16 protein-coding genes are annotated in these 15872 nt (G+C 62.9%); 7 read left to right on the top strand and 9 right to left on the bottom strand.

Going from position 1 to position 15872, the window contains the following annotated elements; all coding sequences use genetic code 11:
* Positions 1-10: 10 nt before the first annotated feature.
* The 3 genes from Q7V46_RS01160 (at position 11) to Q7V46_RS01150 (ending at position 4152) form a co-directional block, all read left to right on the top strand.
* Positions 11-868: a CpsD/CapB family tyrosine-protein kinase gene (locus Q7V46_RS01160; RefSeq protein ID WP_304911665.1), complete on the top strand. Its 858-nt coding sequence runs from the start codon at positions 11-13 to the stop codon at positions 866-868.
* A 306-nt stretch (positions 869-1174) separates the two neighbouring features.
* Entirely contained in the window at positions 1175-2656 is a 1482-nt protein-coding gene (locus Q7V46_RS01155) for an O-antigen ligase family protein (RefSeq protein ID WP_304911664.1), read from the top strand.
* A gap of 35 nt (positions 2657-2691) precedes the next feature.
* Positions 2692-4152 carry an oligosaccharide flippase family protein gene (locus tag Q7V46_RS01150; RefSeq protein WP_304911663.1) on the top strand — a complete coding sequence of 487 codons (1461 nt, stop codon included), beginning with the start codon at positions 2692-2694 and terminating at the stop codon, positions 4150-4152.
* Between the two features lie 28 nt (positions 4153-4180).
* Here the strand turns inward: Q7V46_RS01150 and moaC are convergent, their stop codons facing one another.
* Complete coding sequence (gene moaC, locus Q7V46_RS01145; RefSeq protein WP_304911662.1) at positions 4181-4726, bottom strand: cyclic pyranopterin monophosphate synthase MoaC; 546 nt, start codon at positions 4724-4726, stop codon at positions 4181-4183.
* 58 nt (positions 4727-4784) lie between these two features.
* On the opposite strand from moaC, the gene Q7V46_RS01140 reads away from it, so the two are divergent.
* Positions 4785-6428 (top strand): M48 family metalloprotease, encoded by a 1644-nt coding sequence (locus Q7V46_RS01140; RefSeq protein ID WP_304911661.1) that lies wholly within the window; start codon positions 4785-4787, stop codon positions 6426-6428.
* Positions 6429-6434: 6 nt separating this feature from the next.
* On the opposite strand, the gene Q7V46_RS01135 is transcribed toward Q7V46_RS01140, so the two are convergent.
* Positions 6435-6785 carry a phage holin family protein gene (locus Q7V46_RS01135; protein WP_304911660.1) on the bottom strand — a complete coding sequence of 117 codons (351 nt, stop codon included), beginning with the start codon at positions 6783-6785 and terminating at the stop codon, positions 6435-6437.
* A gap of 358 nt (positions 6786-7143) precedes the next feature.
* Between Q7V46_RS01135 and Q7V46_RS01130 the strand changes: the two genes are divergently transcribed.
* Positions 7144-7560: a DUF3717 domain-containing protein gene (locus Q7V46_RS01130; protein ID WP_304911659.1), complete on the top strand. Its 417-nt coding sequence runs from the start codon at positions 7144-7146 to the stop codon at positions 7558-7560.
* 236 nt (positions 7561-7796) lie between these two features.
* Complete coding sequence (locus Q7V46_RS01125) at positions 7797-8672, top strand: 2OG-Fe(II) oxygenase (RefSeq protein ID WP_304911658.1); 876 nt, start codon at positions 7797-7799, stop codon at positions 8670-8672.
* 3 nt (positions 8673-8675) lie between these two features.
* On the opposite strand, the gene Q7V46_RS01120 is transcribed toward Q7V46_RS01125, so the two are convergent.
* On the bottom strand, positions 8676-9443 hold the full coding sequence (locus Q7V46_RS01120) for an MBL fold metallo-hydrolase (protein ID WP_304911657.1): 768 nt from the start codon (positions 9441-9443) through the stop codon (positions 8676-8678).
* A gap of 246 nt (positions 9444-9689) precedes the next feature.
* Complete coding sequence (gene purB / locus Q7V46_RS01115; protein ID WP_304911656.1) at positions 9690-11117, bottom strand: adenylosuccinate lyase; 1428 nt, start codon at positions 11115-11117, stop codon at positions 9690-9692.
* 175 nt (positions 11118-11292) lie between these two features.
* Between purB and Q7V46_RS01110 the strand changes: the two genes are divergently transcribed.
* Positions 11293-11907: a glutathione S-transferase N-terminal domain-containing protein gene (locus Q7V46_RS01110; RefSeq protein ID WP_304911655.1), complete on the top strand. Its 615-nt coding sequence runs from the start codon at positions 11293-11295 to the stop codon at positions 11905-11907.
* A 6-nt stretch (positions 11908-11913) separates the two neighbouring features.
* On the opposite strand, the gene Q7V46_RS01105 is transcribed toward Q7V46_RS01110, so the two are convergent.
* Genes Q7V46_RS01105 through Q7V46_RS01085 form a run of 5 tightly spaced genes read right to left on the bottom strand, consistent with a single transcriptional unit; the run spans position 11914 to position 15785 of the window.
* The gene (locus Q7V46_RS01105; protein WP_304911654.1) at positions 11914-12387 is read right to left on the bottom strand and encodes a nuclear transport factor 2 family protein; all 474 of its coding nucleotides are present in this window, start codon (positions 12385-12387) and stop codon (positions 11914-11916) included.
* A gap of 7 nt (positions 12388-12394) precedes the next feature.
* Positions 12395-13285: an SDR family oxidoreductase gene (locus tag Q7V46_RS01100; protein ID WP_304911653.1), complete on the bottom strand. Its 891-nt coding sequence runs from the start codon at positions 13283-13285 to the stop codon at positions 12395-12397.
* Entirely contained in the window at positions 13282-13824 is a 543-nt protein-coding gene (locus Q7V46_RS01095; RefSeq protein ID WP_304911652.1) for a DUF3833 domain-containing protein, read from the bottom strand. Before Q7V46_RS01095 ends, Q7V46_RS01100 begins: the two co-directional genes overlap by 4 nt.
* 9 nt (positions 13825-13833) lie before the next feature.
* A complete protein-coding gene (locus tag Q7V46_RS01090) occupies positions 13834-15165 on the bottom strand; it encodes an MFS transporter (protein ID WP_304911710.1) in 1332 nt (443 codons plus the stop codon).
* A 44-nt stretch (positions 15166-15209) separates the two neighbouring features.
* Positions 15210-15785, bottom strand: coding sequence for a chalcone isomerase family protein (locus tag Q7V46_RS01085; RefSeq protein ID WP_304911651.1), 576 nt, complete (start codon positions 15783-15785; stop codon positions 15210-15212).
* Positions 15786-15872: the final 87 nt, after the last annotated feature.

Below are 15872 nucleotides of genomic sequence, written 5' to 3'. Positions count from 1 at the left end.
CCGCCACCGCATGGAACGCATCAAGCTCGCCATCGAGAAGGCGAAATCTCAGTCTACCCAGGGGGTGGTTTCTGAACCGCCGTTGGTCGAATCACAGCCGTTGCACACACTGGACGATGCAGGTCCGGTCGCCTCCCCGACTTTGCCACCCATTGCGACGCAGGTTGACGTTCGATACGAGCGAACGCAGGTGATGAAGCTGGACCAGGCGCACCTGGACCGCCACCGGGTGATTGCTCATCAGAAAACCCATCCTGCGAACTGGGCATTTGACGTGCTGCGCACGCAAGTGCTCCAGCAGATGGACGAAAACGGCTGGCGCACCCTCGCCATCACGTCGCCCACCATGGAGTCCGGCAAGACGCTGGTGTCCATCAACCTGGCCATGAGCATTGCACACCAGACCGATCGAACCGCACTGCTGGTGGACTTTGACCTGCGTCGCCCACGGGTCTCATCTCTGCTCGGGCTGCAGCGGTCCGTCTCCCTGAATGAGGTGCTTACAGATCAGGTGGACCTGGCGGAGGCCATGGTGAACCCCGGTATGCCAAGACTCGTTGTGCTTCCGACCAGCCGGCCGGTGCTCAATGCCTCCGAGGTGTTGTCTTCGGCCAAGGTGGCGGGATTGATCACCGAACTCCGAGAGCGCTACAGCGACCGGATCGTGCTGTTTGACCTTCCTCCCGTGCTGGCGGCAGATGATGTCATGGCCATTTTGCCGCGCATCGATTGTGTGCTGATGGTGGTCGCCAGCGGGATGTCCACGGAGAAGGAAATTGAAGAATCCATGGCGAGACTGTCCAGGGCCAACCTGTTGGGCGTCGTTCTGAACAAGGACAAGACGCCGACCTCCAACGCGTACTATTGATTTGGGGATGCAGTTGGTCCGCTGTCGTTCGTGGCTTGCGGGCGTTGGTGAGGGAGGCGATCGCAAGGTCACGCAAACTGGTGCAGCTTGAGGGTCGCGGCGCTCGGGGAATTTTCCCAGCGCAAAGCCGCCTTCGCTCACCGACGACATTGCCCCTTCCTTGACTTGCTTGGGGCACAGTGGATGGCTCAGATGGCGTAAGCGACCCCCCCACATCGAATGAAAATCTCAGCTCGCACTGCGCGCGCGAGTCAATCTGCTCCCTACTTCAACCAGTGAACTCAAATGCCTGAACACTTACGTGCCATGGTCGTGGCTTTGGGCTTGGGCTCGCTGATTTTTTTCGCCCTCCGTGGAACAGCGGCCCAGTTGATGCCGCCGCAGCGGTTCAGGACTTGGCGCAACGCCTGGCTCGTGACCACCCTGGCCCTGTTCCTGTCCCACAACATCTGGCTTTACCTGTTGGCAGTGGTTGTGGTGTCACTCTACGTGCGAGGCAGGGAACCCCATGTGTTCGGCATCTATTTTGTGCTGATGTTCGTCGCACCCGCCGCGCCGTTTCAAATCCCTGGGTTTGGGGTCATCAACTACCTCATACAGCTCGATCACTACCGGATTCTTGCACTGACATTGTTGCTTCCAGCGGCACTTTCGCTCATGCAGCGGCCGTCCACGCTCCGGATCGGACGGTCACCGATCGACTGGATGGTGCTCGGCTATGTGCTGGTCGTGTCTGCACTCAAGTTTCGCGGCGGGGTGATCACCAGCGATCTGAGAGAGGCAACGATGATCTGGCTGGATGTCTTCTTGCCCTACTACGTCGCAAGCAGAAGCATCAAGGATCTCGACGGGTTTCGGCATGCCTTGTTCGGCTTCATGATCGGCGCCATGCTGCTTTCCTTGCTGGCGATCTTTGAGGTTTTGAGATCATGGAAGCTCTACACCGCAGTCCTGTCGGTCCTTGGTTTATATGACTATTTCTGGGGTCTGTACCTGATGCGGTCAGGATGGTTGCGGCCGACCGTGTCACTCGGCCAGCCCATTGCACTGGGTTATGTGATCGTGGTGGGAGCTGGCTGTTACCTCTTTATCAAGAACCTGATCCCGCAGCCCAGATACCGATTGATGGGTGCCCTCCTGCTGGCTGTGGGCGTGTTTGCATCGCTGTCCCGTGGGCCATGGGTCGGTGCGTTGCTCCTGATGATCGTTTTCACACTCTTTGGGGAAAAGCCGGTCAAAAATGTGCTCTATCTGTTCATGATCGTGTTCGTGGCATTCGTGATTCTGAATGTCATCCCACAGGGTCAGGTTGTGCTCAACATGCTTCCGTTCATTGGTGAAGTGGATGAATTCAATGTGCAATACCGAGTCGATCTTTTCAGCACCACCGGTGACGTCATTCTGAGAAACCTCTGGTTCGGCTCCAAAGATTATCTGCAGGCACCCGAACTGCAGTCGATGATTCAAGGCGAAGGAATCATTGATATCGTCAACAGCTATCTCGGTGTTGTGCTCGATGCCGGCATCGTAGGGTTGACGTTTTTCGTGGGCGTTTTTGTCACGAGCGCGATGAGCATCAGGCGCGGACTTCGCCTCAGCGGTGCCGATTCGCCCGAGATGCGTTTGCTCGGGAGGGTCCTGATGTCGATCCTGGCGGCGATCATGCTGATCATCTACACCGCCAGCAGCATCACAGCCATACCCTGGGTCTACTGGATCTTTGCAGGCTTCTGTGCAGCTTATGCGGCCTGCGCTTCCAGACCGAAACCCGTTCCGTTGAACGTCTGATGAAGGATTCCCGACCAAGCGCAACCGAGCCCATCTTGGACAAGAAGTTGCCCCAGCGAGAGAGTGCGCGCAGCGGGTCCATGTGGATCGGGGGAGGCTATGTTCTGGGCCAGATCCTCAGACTGGCGGTGAATGTCGCGCTGGCCGCGATTCTCTTCGAGGAGGCCTTCGCATTGATGGCCATCGTGTCCGCGGTGATGCAAGGGTTGGCCATGTTCTCGGACGTGGGTTTGCGACCCAGCGTGATTCGCAGCGAAAGGGGCGATGAACCGGACTTCCTCAACACGGTCTGGACGTTTCAGGTCATCCGGGGCATTCTGCTGACCCTGATGGCTGCCCTGCTGGCATGGCCATTGACGGTCATCTATGCGGCCAATGACCCCATGGCCTACCAGCTGATGTGGCTGATTCCCCTGGTGGGTTTGACAGCGTTCATTGATGGGTTGCAGTCGTCCCGGATCATGACAGCGGCCCGCTACATGCAGCTCAAGCGGGTGACTGCCATTGAGTTCATCACCCAGTTGGTCAACGCCATCATCATCATCTCGCTGGCGTGGTACATGCGATCCGTGTACGCACTGGCTATTGCAGGGGTGCTCTCTTGCTGCCTGCGAACGGCCCTCACCTATTTTTTGCTGGACGGCATCCGAAACCGATTGTTCATCGAGCCTGCTGCGGCGCGAACCATTTTTTCCTTTGGCAAATGGATATTCGTGAGCACGGTCCTGACATTTCTGGCGATTCAGCTGGACCGTCTGGTGTTTGCCGGTCTGTATTCTTTGGCAGAAGTGGGTGTGTACTCGATTGCGGCCGGTCTGGCGATGATGGTCGGGATCCTGATCGGGGCCTTGCAGGGCTCTGTGGTATTCCCCTGGTACTCGCGCATGATGGAAGAAGGGATGAGTCTGGCAGATGCATTCAAGCAGGCACGAGCGCCTGTCATTCTGATCTGCACTTACATGACCGCTTTGCTTGTGGTGTGCGCGCAGAGCTTTTTCGAGGTGGCGTACGACGACCGCTACATTCGCGCGGCCACCTACCTGCAGATTCTGTCCGTCGGCGCGTGGTTCGCCTGCCTGGACACCATGTACGGAGCGGCTTTTCTGGCTGCGGGTCGTTCCAAGTGGGCGGCTATCGCAAGCGCGACGAAGGTGCTGGTCTTCTTGCTGCTGCTGGTGCCGCTCGTGCTGTTTGGATGGGGGCTGGTGGCCGCCGCGGTGATGGTTGCGGTCAGTGAGCTGGCGAGAGCGGCAATGGGCCAATACCTTGGCTGGCAGATGGGCCTGCGCAATGTGCGACACGATCTCGGCATGCTGGGCATCCTGGCGGTAGCCTCGCTGGCAGGCTTGTTCCTGGGGTCCTCGGTTCCCTTGATCGCCGATCTGCATCCGGCGGTCCGGTTGGTGGTGCTGGGTGCGTTTGTCACGCTGTTGTTTGCGCCGTTTCTCATCCGGGTGGCGCTCCCACTGCTTCGCTCCCGCGTAGCGCCTTCCTGATCTGGCAGCAGGCTGCCGGTTGCTCTTGTCAGGCGGTCGGCGAGCTCAGGAAATGCCCGCTCTTCCCCCCCCGTTTCTCGATCAATCGCAGGCCGTGCATCGTCATGCCCCGGTCCACCGCCTTGCACATGTCGTAAATGGTCAGCAGCGCCACGCTGGCGGCGGTGAGGGCCTCCATTTCCACTCCGGTCTGGCCGGTGCATTCGGCCGTGGCCGTGCATTTCACCGACTGGGTGTCGGGCAGGATTTCGAACTCCACCGCCACCCGGGTGAGCGCGATCGGATGACAAAGCGGAACGAGGTCGCTGGTTCGCTTGGCCCCCTGGATGCCGGCGATGCGGGCGATGCCGAGCACATCCCCTTTTTTCGCGTTTCCGCTCTGAATCAGCGCCAGGGTGGCGGGCTCCATGGTAATGACGCCCTCTGCCACCGCCACACGGTGGGTATGGGCTTTGGCTGCCACGTCGACCATGTGAGCCTGGCCCTGGGCGTCAAAGTGGGTCAGCGCGCCGGCACCGGGAACGCTCGGTGTGCCGGTCGAAATGGGGTGGGCGGAGGTCTTTGATCGGGTCATGGCCTGACTTTGTGGGTGCTTTTGGGAAACCTCGTGCGGTTGGCGGCATCATACGGGCATGAGCGCTTCCACCTGCCCGCGTCCCCTGCCTGCACCGTCCCGCTGGATGGCTGCTCTGCTGGCGGTGTCACTGACTGTGCTGCCCGGCAGCTGGGTAGGGGCTCAGCCGGTGGGTTTGCCCAGTCTGGGTGACGTGCAGGGCATGTCGATCGCGGCCGAGCGGCGCCTGGGGGACCGTATCGCGCGCGACATCTACCGCGATCCGGACTACCTGGACGACCCGGTACTGGGCGACTATCTGCAGCTGATCTGGCAACCGCTGCTTGGCGCTGCGCGCACGCGTGGCGACGTGGCCCCCGAACTGGCCGAGCGCATGGCGTGGGAGCTGATGATTTCACGGGATCGGCGGGTCAACGCCTTTGCGCTGCCGGGTGGCTATCTGGGCGTGCACCTGGGATTGATCGCGGTGACCGACAACACCGGTGAGCTGGCCTCGGTGATGGCCCACGAGCTCAGCCATGTTTCCCAGCGCCACATTGCCCGCATGCTCACACGCCAGGACAAGATGGCGCCCTGGATGCTCGGTGCCCTGATCCTGGGAGCGCTGGCCGCGCGAGCCAACACCGACGTGGCGAACGCCGCGATCGTTGGCAGCCAGGCGGTCGCGGCACAGACGCAGTTGAACTTCTCGCGCGACATGGAGCGCGAGGCCGATCGCGTCGGTTTCGGTGTGATGACAGATGCGGGGTTTGATGGGCTGGCTTTTGTGACCATGTTCGACAAGCTCCAGCAGGCATCCCGCCTGAACGACGATGGTGGATTTCCCTACTTGCGCAGCCATCCCCTCAACAGCGAGCGAATTGCCGACATGCGCGCACGGCTGCCCATGGGGACGGCGTCTGTGGCGCCAGGAACGGCCCAGTTGGGCCCTCGACGAGAATCCTCAGCGTCGCCGCCCACCGGTGGGCTGGTGCTCGATCTGCCCAGGGCTTCGGGCACGGCAGCCCAGTTGTCGCCGGCCCTGCATCCGCTGATGGCGGCTCGCGCCAAGGTGCTGGCGGAGAAGGGCACCGACCGCATGGGAGGCTGGTTGCAGAGTGGTCGCGGCCCCCAGGCTACGGCTGGCGATCGGTACGCGGCCGCGTGGTCGGCACAGCGACTGGGCCAGCCCGCGCTGGCGCTTGAGCTTGCGCAGAAGCTGCGCGAGCAGGTGACGCCGGAGGTGGGCTGGGTGGTCGACGCCCTGCTGATCGAACTGCACCTGGCGCCGAACCGTGGTTCTTCGACCGGCGGCGCATCCGCCATGGCACTCAAGTCGCTGCGCGACCAGGCGCTGGACAGCGGCAGCCGCGCATTGCTCATGCTGGGTGCTCAGGCCGCCATCGCGACGCGTGAACCCCAACTGGCGGCATCGCGCCTGCAGAGCTGGGTGGTGGTTCACCCGCGGGATGCGCTGGCCTGGGAGACCTTGGCCAGGGTGCACCACGCCCAGGGTCAGACGTTGCGCGCCATCCGGGCCGAAGCCGAATCGCGGGTGGCGCACCTGGACTACGCCGGTGCGCTGGAACGCTACCGGGGCGCCCAGGCACAGCCGGTGGCGGTGCGCAACGCCGACCCGATGACCATGGCGATCGTGGACAGCCGCCGCCGCGATGTGGAGCAGCTGCTGCTGGCGCTGGAAAAAGAAGAGCCTGGCAGCTGATCCGCCTTAACGGGGGAAGATGGCGCGGATGGCTGCGTCCACCACCAGCATCAGCAGCGAGTAGATCACCGAGCCCAGCATGGCGGCCCAGAAGCCGTTCACGCCAAAGCCATTCAGCAAACCCGATGCTGCCCAGAACAGCAGCGCATTGATCACAAACAGGAACAGGCCCAGGGTGACCACGGTCACTGGCAGCGTGAGGATGACGAGCACCGGGCGCAGCAACACATTGAAGAGCCCGATCACGGCCGCAGCGATGAGGGCCGTGCCGTAGCCCTGAATTTGCACGCCTGGGTAGATGTAGGCCACCAGGAGCAGGGCACAGGCTGCAAGCAGCCATTTGGCGATCAGTTTCATGTCAGTGAAGAGATGGTGGAATTGCGATCAGAGAGAGGGCGCGCCGGTGCAGCACGGAACAAGACACCGAAGCCGCCACGGGGGTCACCACGAGCAGGCTGGTGATGACCACTTTCGCATGATAGACCGTGCCGACCTGCGGGATCACCCGCCAGTGCGCGGGTTGCAAAGTGCACGCCCCGTTCACGTGGGGTGGGGCGCCCTGCGGGACATCCTTTGATCGCTGAGCGAACGGGTCTCCGACCGATCGAACGCCAGTCACAGCGGTGCGAGGCTGCCGGACCGATGCGGATTTCTCTACCGCAGGCATCGCCATCCGCCAGTGGCTATCATGGCCGTCCCCTTACCCCAAGCACCCATGGCAGGCATTCACATCACCGACATCGAAGCCGCGATCAATTTCTGGCGTGAGCGCGCACCTTCGCCAGACGGCGTTTCGTTGCCTGGCGAGTTGCGCGCGCTGGCCGAGGTCTATGCCTTGCTGGTGTACTTTCACGAAACCGAAGCCGACGAGACAACGCTACCCATGGCGGCGCGCACCGCCTGGATGACCTGGTTTGACAGCACGCCCGACACCCCCTGCATTGCCATTTGTTCAACCAGCCAGGGTGACGCACTCTGCAAGGGCTGCGGACGGACCTTCGATGAGGTTCAGCGCTGGACCGAAATGACACCTGGCGAAAAGCGGGCCAGCTGGCGTCGCATCACGATCGAAGGCGATGCCTGGCGGTTCAATCGCTATGCTGAGCGCGCACTGGAATCGTCAGGCCGCTGAAGGGTGAATGGTTGGAAATACGAATCTGACGCTCTCTTTCGATGGCTGTGATCGTTTGCCAGTTGTGAGGCGGCTTCGGGAGACGGTGCACTTTCACACTCGTCCAATTGCCTGCGCTGAAGGTGAGAGGTGGTCGACATGGGCGCTTACCCGACCAGCTTGGCGGGATGGTTTGAAAAGTTTCCGAGGTGTTTCTGTGATGATGGGAGTTGGTGTCTCTATGGTGTGAGGGTTGCATGAATCTGTTTGAACTTACCTTGCCTGTCAGCAATGACTCGGCCCTTTCCATGGATCCGCAAGAAGCGAAAGCGACGGGAGCCATGCTTGCACAGGAATACGCCTCGGCCGAGCCATTCCCTCACATCGTGCTGGATGGCATTCTTCCGGCCGGGGTTCTTCAGCAGGCGCTGGACAATTTCCCGACGGAGCCGCTCAAGTCGGACCGGATCTTCGACATCAACTATGGCGGCCACCACAAGCGGCAGATCCTTCCCTACGACTGCAACAAGGAAGCTCAGGCGCTGTTTGCCTTCCTGAATTCCAAGGCGGTGCTGCAATTTCTCGAAGGACTGACCGGCATTTCCGGTCTGATTCCGGATCCCTATTTCGAGGGTGGCGGTTTTCACGAAATCAGCCGGGGCGGGTTGCTGGGCGTCCACGCAGATTTCCGCATCAACGACACCCTGCATCTCGAGCGGCGAATCAACCTGCTGATCTACCTCAATCCGGATTGGCAAGAGGAATGGGGCGGTGCCTTGGAGTTGTGGGATCGGAAAATGTCGGCCTGCCACGCCAAGGTGTTTCCCCTCTTGAATCGTTGCGTGGTGTTCAGCACCGACGCGGACAGCTTCCATGGCCACCCCGATCCGCTGAACACACCCGAGCACGTGAAAAGGCGTTCGATCGCACTCTACTACTACACCAGCTCGCGCAACATCTACAAGGAGGTCCCGAGCCACAGCACCATGTACTACGCGCGGCCGACAGACTCCGCGAAAATACACGCCGAGGCACGGCACTACCGAATGGATGAGCAGATTCAGGACTGGCTTCCACCCAAGCTGTCGCGCCTCTTCTTCAGGATCCGACGCCGGCTGACGGCTTCGAAGTGAGGCTCAGGCCGGCACAGCGTAGTTCGCCTGCGTCAGATGGTCGACGCCGCAGTCGATCGTGCCGATCCATTCAATGAACTCCTGCACGGCGGCCCCTGCCATGGGCGCGCCGTGTTGCGGGACGATCATCTGGATCGGCAGGCTGCGCGCCATGTTCGCCCACAGGCGCAGCACCTTGTTCGACACCATGTATCGGCGGTGAAACGCCGCCATCTTGGGGATGTGGGCGGCCAAAGAAGTCACCGGCGAGCTTGCATCCAGGGACGTGCCCATGGACACGCCCAGGTCGCCAGAGAACAGGATGCGGCTCACTGGGTCCCAGAACTGGAAGTTGCCTTCGGAGTGCATGAAGTGTGCTGGCAGTGCCACCAGTTCGGTGTTGCCCAGGGGGATGCGCATGCCGGGGTCGGGGATGCCGATGATGCGGCCCTGGGTCTTGCCCGGTTTGCAGAAATGGGGGGCGAATCGTTCCCACAGTCGCGAGATGTAGAGCGTGGCCTGGGTGCTGGTCATCCAGCGATCCAGCGAGGCGATGATGTCCGGGTCGGCGTGCGAGGCCAGTATCTTGGACAGCTTGCTGGGTGGAAAAAAGCGCCCAATGGTGAGCAGCAACTCGTTGTAGGCCATGTTGCCACCCGGGTCGATGATGGCGCCCGTGTCGCCATGGATGACCAGAAACTGGTTTGCCTGCACGGCGTCGCCGCCCTCGTCGCTGAGGTGGGCAAACATGAGGCACACATGGCCATCCTGGTTGAAAAGTTCGATGGCCATGGCCGCGTTTCTCCTGAGAAATCAAGGAAGAAACTGTAGAGGCCGGGTACCGAAACCCGTTTGCGCCAAGTCAAGCAGGCTTGCTGAATGCCATTCGAAAAGACAGATTCGCCACACTCATGGCGTATTCAATGCGTGGTCGGCGTGAGATGTCCCAGTCCAAGGCACCCGGGGAACCGGCTTTGCCGGGCCTCTGGGTGCGCCCCCCTCTCAGGGGGGTGACGCGCCGAAGGCGCGGCGCGGGGGTTAAACCCTCCTCGCCAGTTCGGCCGCCTTGCCCACGTAGCTGCCCGGCGTCATGGCCAGCAGCCGGTCTTTTTCTGCTTGCGGAATTTCCAGGCTCTGGATCAAGCCGTGCAGCGCTTCCGCTGTGACGGTTTTGCCGCGCGTGACTTCCTTGAGTTTTTCATAGGCACCGGCCACGCCGAAGCGGCGCATCACAGTCTGGATCGGCTCGGCCAGCACTTCCCAGGATCCGTCGAGATCGTCGGCCAGGGCTTCTTCATTCAGTTCCAGCTTGCCCAGGCCCACCCCCAGCGAATGGTAGGCAAGCACCGCGTAGCCCACGGCCACGCCCATGTTGCGCAGCACAGTGGAGTCGGTCAGGTCGCGCTGCCAGCGGCTGATGGGCAGCTTCTCGGAGAGGTGGCGCAACAGGGCGTTGGCCAGTCCCAGATTGCCTTCGGCATTCTCGAAGTCGATCGGGTTGACCTTGTGCGGCATGGTGCTGGAGCCGATTTCACCGGCCTTGAGCTTCTGCTTGAAATAACCCACGCTCACATAGCCCCAGATGTCGCGCGCCAGGTCGATCAGGATGGTGTTGGTGCGTGCCACCGCATCGAACAGCTCGGCCATGTAGTCGTGCGGCTCGATCTGGATGCTGTAGGGCTGAAAAGTCAGGCCCAGGCCGAGCGGTTCGGGCTGCTCGATCACGTTGCGGCTGAAAGCTTCCCAGTCGAAGTCGGGCCAGGCCGAAAGGTGGGCGTTGTAGTTGCCCACGGCGCCGTTCATCTTGCCCAGCAGCTTCACGCCGGCGATGCGCTCTCGGGCGGCGGCCAGGCGTACCACCACGTTGGCCAGTTCCTTGCCCACCGTGGTGGGGCTGGCGGTCTGGCCGTGGGTGCGGCTGAGCATGGGCACGGCGGCATGGGTGTGCGCCATGTCGCGCAGCTTGGCAATGACCGCGTCCAGTGAAGGCAGCAGCACGGCGTCGCGTGCGCCCTTGAGCTGCAGCGCGTGGCTGGTGTTGTTGATGTCTTCGCTGGTGCAGGCGAAATGCACGAACTCGGACGATCTTTCCAGTTCAGGACGTGCTTCAAAGCGCGACTTGATCCAGTACTCCACCGCCTTGACGTCGTGGTTGGTGGTCTTTTCGATTTCCTTGATGGCGACCGCATCGGCTTCGCTGAAATTTTTCACCAGACCCATGAGGTAGGTGCGTGCGCCGGGCGAAAGGGGCTTGAATTCGGCAAAGCCGGCGTCGGACAAGGCAATGAACCAGGCGATTTCGACCTGCACCCGACGGTGCATGTAGCCCTGTTCGCTCATGAAAGGGCGCAGGCTGGCCAGCCGGCCGGCGTAGCGGCCATCCAGAGGTGAAAGGGCGGAAACGGGTGACAGGGCGCTGGACGCCAGGGTGGTGGTGGAAGCGGGGGTGGGGGAAGTCGGGCGCATCGGGCGATTGTAGGAGGCGCGCCCTGGGGTCCTCGCCGGCGTTCCTGGCGTGCCGATGGACGGGGTGTGGACAGCAGGCGACAGGCCGGGGTGTTGTGGCCTTTGTCAGCGTGGCAGATCGATCTCACCGATAAAATGGGCAGCCCGAGGGAAACCTGTCATACCGTCACCGTCCATGAAACTCATTGGTGCCATCACCAGCCCGTATGTGCGCAAGGTTCGCGTCGTCATGGCGGAAAAGAAGCTCGACTACCAGCTGGTCCTGGAGGACGTGTGGTCTGCAGACACGGCCATCATGGCGTCCAACCCGCTGGGCAAGGTGCCCTGCCTGGTCATGGAAGGCGGCGAAGCGGTGTTCGATTCGCGGGTGATCGTCGAATACCTGGATACGCTGTCGCCCGTGGGCAAGCTCATTCCGGTGCAAGGCCGCGAGCGAGCTGAAGTGAAAACCTGGGAAGCGCTGGCCGACGGTGTGCTGGATGCCGCCGTGCTGGCCCGACTGGAAAGCACCTGGCCCGGGCGCAGCGACGAGCAGCGCAGCCGGGCCTGGATCGACCGCCAGCTGGCCAAAATCGACGCCAGCCTGAAGTCCATGAGCCAGGGCCTGGGCGACAAGCCCTTCTGCTCGGGCATCCATTTCAGCCTGTCTGACGTGGCTGTGGGTTGCGCCCTGGGGTACCTGGACTTTCGCTTCCCGGTGCTGGACTGGCGCAGCGCTTACCCGAACCTCGTGCGGTTGAGTGAAAAGCTGGAGCAGCGGCCCAGCTTCACGGACACCAAACCAGACTGAGGTGCTTCAGGCATTGGCTCGCTGTTTGAGCCACCGCATCAAACTGCCCACCATGGGCAGTTTTTCATAAAGCTCTTCTGCCGCATCCCAGTAGTCGCGGTGCTCTTTGATCTGGCCGTCTTCGGTCAGCACCAGGTGCGAGCCGCCGTGCACCACCTGCTTTGTGGCGGTGTCGAAGCGCTTGAAGCGGAAATGGAATTCCCACACCAGAAAGGCGTGGGGTCCGTCGACGATCTGCCGGGTCACGACAAAGCGCGGCTCGTGCAGGCTTTGGAACATGTGTTCAAAGATGCGGGTGACGGCTGGCACTCCCCGCACCTCGTTGAAGGGGTCCTTGAAGCGGGCATCGAGGCTGTACCAATGGGAAATCTCTGACAGCGTTTCCGGTGAAATCGATTCGAAATAGCGGCTGATGCCAGCGACCCGGGCGCGAAGGTCGGTCTGCGCTGCAGCGGCTTCAGGTCGGGCAATGTCGTTCATGCTGGGGTTATAGCCCGGTGAAGCGGCGCACCGCCGGAAAGTAAGCGCGGTAGGGCAGCAGGCGCAGCAGTTTCATCCAGTGTGTGAAGCGCTTGGGGTAGTGGATGTCGAACTCGCCGCGCCGCCAGCCCTCGATCATGGCCCTGGCGGCCTGCTCGGGGGTGATCAGGGCGGGCATGGTGAACTGGTTCTGCGCGGTCAGCGGGGTTTGCACGAAGCCGGGGTGCACCACGCTCACGCCCAGCCCCTGCGGTTGCAGGTCGAGGTATAGCGTCTCGGCCAGGTTGGTCAGAGCGGCTTTGGTCGGGCCGTAGGCCAGGCTTTTGGGCAAACCCCGGAAGCCAGCCACGCTGCTGATGAGACTGACATGGCCGCTGCCTCGTGCGGTCATGGCCGGAAGCACCGCGTAAAGCACATGAAGCGCCCCGGTGTAGTTGATCGCCAGGTGCTGGCGCAGGTCGTGCAGGTCCATGTTGGTGGCGCGCATTTCGTTGTAGTGTCCGGCGCAGTACAACACCATGTCCAGCGGGCCTTGCGCCAGAATGGCCTGGGCGGTGCCTGCCACCGCGCCCGCATCGGTCACGTCCAGTGGCCAGGCCTGTGCGGCGTTGCCATTCTGGCCGGGGTGCGCGGCAGCAAAAGCGTACAGCGGTTCGGCCTTGCGCGCCGACACGAGCACCTGCGCGCCCAGATCGTGCAGGGCAGAAGCCGTCGCCGCACCAATGCCGCTGGAGGCGCCGACGAGCCAGACCCGCTGGCCGCGCCAGTCGGTGATGGGGTTGTTGAACGGCCCGAAGAATGACCTCGTCTTGACAGCCCCGGGTCGATGGACCGCTGGCGTGCCGGCACGGGTGTCGGTGAAGGAACTGCGCGTGTGCATCGCGGTGTCGGCGTTCATGCCGGACGTTTCACGAAGGACAGCATCACCTCGCCAAGTCGGATGCCGAACTTGCTCATCACTGCCTTGTTCAACATCACGCGGTCGTCCATCAGGTACATCCAGTCGTCGAACTGCACCTCGTACACCTTGCCGTCCACCGGCAGCGACAGCGTGTAGCCCCAGCGGAAGGTGTTGCCTCGCGTCTCGCCCATCGCGGTGCCAATCACATCGCCAGCGGTACCGCTGTAGCGCCCGTTGCCCAGGTGCGTCAGACGCCACACCCGTTTTTCGGTGGTGCCGTCCGAATAGACGAAGTCTTCGTCCAGCACACCCTCTTCACCCTCCCAGGTGCAGCGCATCACCACGGTGAAGCGGCGAGCCACCTTGCCCGAGCGGTCGAGGAACACACCGTAGGCGTCGAGCGTGCCGTTGAAGTATTTGCGCAGGTCGAGTTCAGGTTTCTGGCCGGCAAAGTCGTCGAGGGAGGGGCCGGCGCAACCGGTGAGGGCGGCGACGCCTGTCACACCGGCGCCAAGGAGAAGGAGTCGTCTTTGCATGGGGGTCTTTCAGGGCAGGGTGCGGGTGACCGCCGCAGCGGGATGGGCGGCCGCAGGAGACTCGGCGGAACGGTTTTCTGGGCGAATCACCAGGGCGTACAGCGCGGTGCCCGCGAGCAACTTGAGCGCGCAGGGCAGCAGGCAGTAGGCGATGGTCAGGGTGAGCAGGGCGGCAGGGTCGCGCGCGCCCGGTGTGTAGCCAAACCAGGCCAGCAGCGGCAGCGCCAGCCCGGCCGCCAGGGCCAGGTTGAGTTTGGCGGCGAAGCTCCACCAGCCAAAATAGGCGCCTTCGCGCTGACCGCGTTCGCCCAGCCGGCCGATCACGCCGGCCAGCATCGCGCTCGGCAGGGCCAGGTCGGTGCCCAGCGCCACACCCGAGAGCGCGCAAACGATCAGGAACGCTGCGATGTCTCCGGCACCCAGGGTGGCGGCCCAGATGAACACCGCCACCGACAGGCCCATGCCAGCCAGCCAGGTGCGGGCCAGACCGAAACGCGAGACCAGCCTCACCCACAAAGGTATCGACAGGGCTGCGCACAGAAAATAGGTGGCGAGGAAAGCGGGCTCGACCGATGACGCCGCCTGCAACCGGTCCTGCACGAAAAACAGCACCAGCGTGGCGGGAATGGCGCTGGCGGTGCCGTTGATCACGAACACCGCCAGCAGGCGTTGAAAAGCGGGCTGCCGCAGCGGCTGGAGGCTGGCGGTGGTGGCCGCCGGACGGTCGACCGCAGCAGCACCGGGCCGCGGAATCACCGCGCGGGTCCAGGCCCACCAGCCCAGCGCCAGCAGCACCGCGAAGCTGCCCACCGTGGCGCCCAGGCCGAGCGTGCCCGGCAGCACGGCAGCGATCAGCACGCCCAGCAGCGCCAGCGCCTCTCTCCAGGCGACCACGCGGCTGCGTTGCGCCTCGGTGCCGCCCAGCCGGGCGCCCCAGGACTGGTGCGCCACGCTCATGACGCTGTAGGCGGTGTAGGTGATGGCCATCAGCACGCCTGCCCATGACAGCAGGGTGGCCATGCCGGCGCCCTGCACCGCAGAGGGCGGGAAAAGCAGCCCCCACAGACCCAGGGCCAGCACCACCGCGGCCAATGCACTGATGCCCAGGATGTCCCGGTGCGAGCGGGTGAACAGCCGGTCGCTCCAGCGACCGATCCAGGGGTCGAGCACCGCGTCGACCAGGCGCGCACCGAGCAGCACCAGACCCAGCAAGGCCAGCGGTGCTCCGAAAGCGGTGGCGTAGTGGTTGGGCAGGATCACATACAGCGGCAGTGCCACGAACGCCAGTGGCATGCCCAGCAGGCCGTAGCTCAGACCTCTGCGCCAGGCGCCTGCGCCCATGAATTGCGCGGCCGGCTCGTGTCCAGGAGCGGTGTTGGTGGGTGTCATGGTGCGCGGGAAGCGCCGCCCGATTGACCGATCAGCGTCTCCCGCATGCGGGGTTGCGAGGTTTTTGGCGACAGCCAGATACCGAAAAAGCTGCGCGAAAACGCCTCGTCGGCGATGTCGCCGAGCAGGCGGTCGTTCAGGTAGAAGCGGGCACCGCTCCCCGGCACGTGCACACCAGTGATCCGGTCGCCGCGCTGCACATCAGGAAAGATGCCGATCATGGTCTTGAGCCAGCCTTCGGCCTGCACAGAGGTCAGTTCGGTCACGCCTCGCATCTCGTCGATGGAACGCTGGGCAATGTCGTTGCCCTTGAAGCTGCGCAGGTAGCTCAGCTCCAGGCCGAAGCGATGGTCCGCAAACTGTTCGGCGTTGAAGCCAGTCACCGTGTAAAGGCTGGCGTCATACACCTCGAAGCCCCAGACGCGCAGGCGCACCTTGTCTGTGGCCCGCTTGCCTTCCAGTGCAGCGCTCGCCGTGGGTTCGGGTGCACTGGCCAGCACCGTCGCAGGCATCCACGCGGCGACGAAAGCGAACAGTACGATCGGTAAGGGATGGGTGCGAAAGGTGTTCATCAGGAGAGCCCAGTCAATGGCGCCGTCGGCGCGTAATGTTCCAGTCCAGGGCACCCGTGGAACCGGCTCTGCCGGGCCACAGGGTGC

The sequence above is a fragment of the Hydrogenophaga sp. genome (assembly GCF_030651625.1).
Classification (GTDB): domain Bacteria; phylum Pseudomonadota; class Gammaproteobacteria; order Burkholderiales; family Burkholderiaceae_C; genus Hydrogenophaga.
The sequence above is the reverse complement of the archived record's forward strand: the minus strand, read 5'-3'. Positions and strand labels throughout refer to the sequence as shown.

Coding starts and splice junctions, on each gene's coding strand:
- Q7V46_RS01095 (WP_304911652.1), bottom strand. CDS start 13,824: ATGCAAAGACGACTCCTTCTCCTTGGCGCCGGTGTGACAGGCGTCGCC.
- Q7V46_RS01105 (WP_304911654.1), bottom strand. CDS start 12,387: ATGAACGACATTGCCCGACCTGAAGCCGCTGCAGCGCAGACCGACCTT.
- Q7V46_RS01160 (WP_304911665.1), top strand. CDS start 11: ATGGAACGCATCAAGCTCGCCATCGAGAAGGCGAAATCTCAGTCTACC.
- purB (WP_304911656.1), bottom strand. CDS start 11,117: ATGCGCCCGACTTCCCCCACCCCCGCTTCCACCACCACCCTGGCGTCC.
- Q7V46_RS01120 (WP_304911657.1), bottom strand. CDS start 9,443: ATGGCCATCGAACTTTTCAACCAGGATGGCCATGTGTGCCTCATGTTT.
- Q7V46_RS01085 (WP_304911651.1), bottom strand. CDS start 15,785: ATGAACACCTTTCGCACCCATCCCTTACCGATCGTACTGTTCGCTTTC.
- Q7V46_RS01110 (WP_304911655.1), top strand. CDS start 11,293: ATGAAACTCATTGGTGCCATCACCAGCCCGTATGTGCGCAAGGTTCGC.
- Q7V46_RS01130 (WP_304911659.1), top strand. CDS start 7,144: ATGGCAGGCATTCACATCACCGACATCGAAGCCGCGATCAATTTCTGG.
- moaC (WP_304911662.1), bottom strand. CDS start 4,726: ATGACCCGATCAAAGACCTCCGCCCACCCCATTTCGACCGGCACACCG.
- Q7V46_RS01090 (WP_304911710.1), bottom strand. CDS start 15,165: ATGGGCGCAGGCGCCTGGCGCAGAGGTCTGAGCTACGGCCTGCTGGGC.
- Q7V46_RS01155 (WP_304911664.1), top strand. CDS start 1,175: ATGGTCGTGGCTTTGGGCTTGGGCTCGCTGATTTTTTTCGCCCTCCGT.
- Q7V46_RS01135 (WP_304911660.1), bottom strand. CDS start 6,785: ATGAAACTGATCGCCAAATGGCTGCTTGCAGCCTGTGCCCTGCTCCTG.
- Q7V46_RS01125 (WP_304911658.1), top strand. CDS start 7,797: ATGAATCTGTTTGAACTTACCTTGCCTGTCAGCAATGACTCGGCCCTT.
- Q7V46_RS01140 (WP_304911661.1), top strand. CDS start 4,785: ATGAGCGCTTCCACCTGCCCGCGTCCCCTGCCTGCACCGTCCCGCTGG.
- Q7V46_RS01100 (WP_304911653.1), bottom strand. CDS start 13,285: ATGAACGCCGACACCGCGATGCACACGCGCAGTTCCTTCACCGACACC.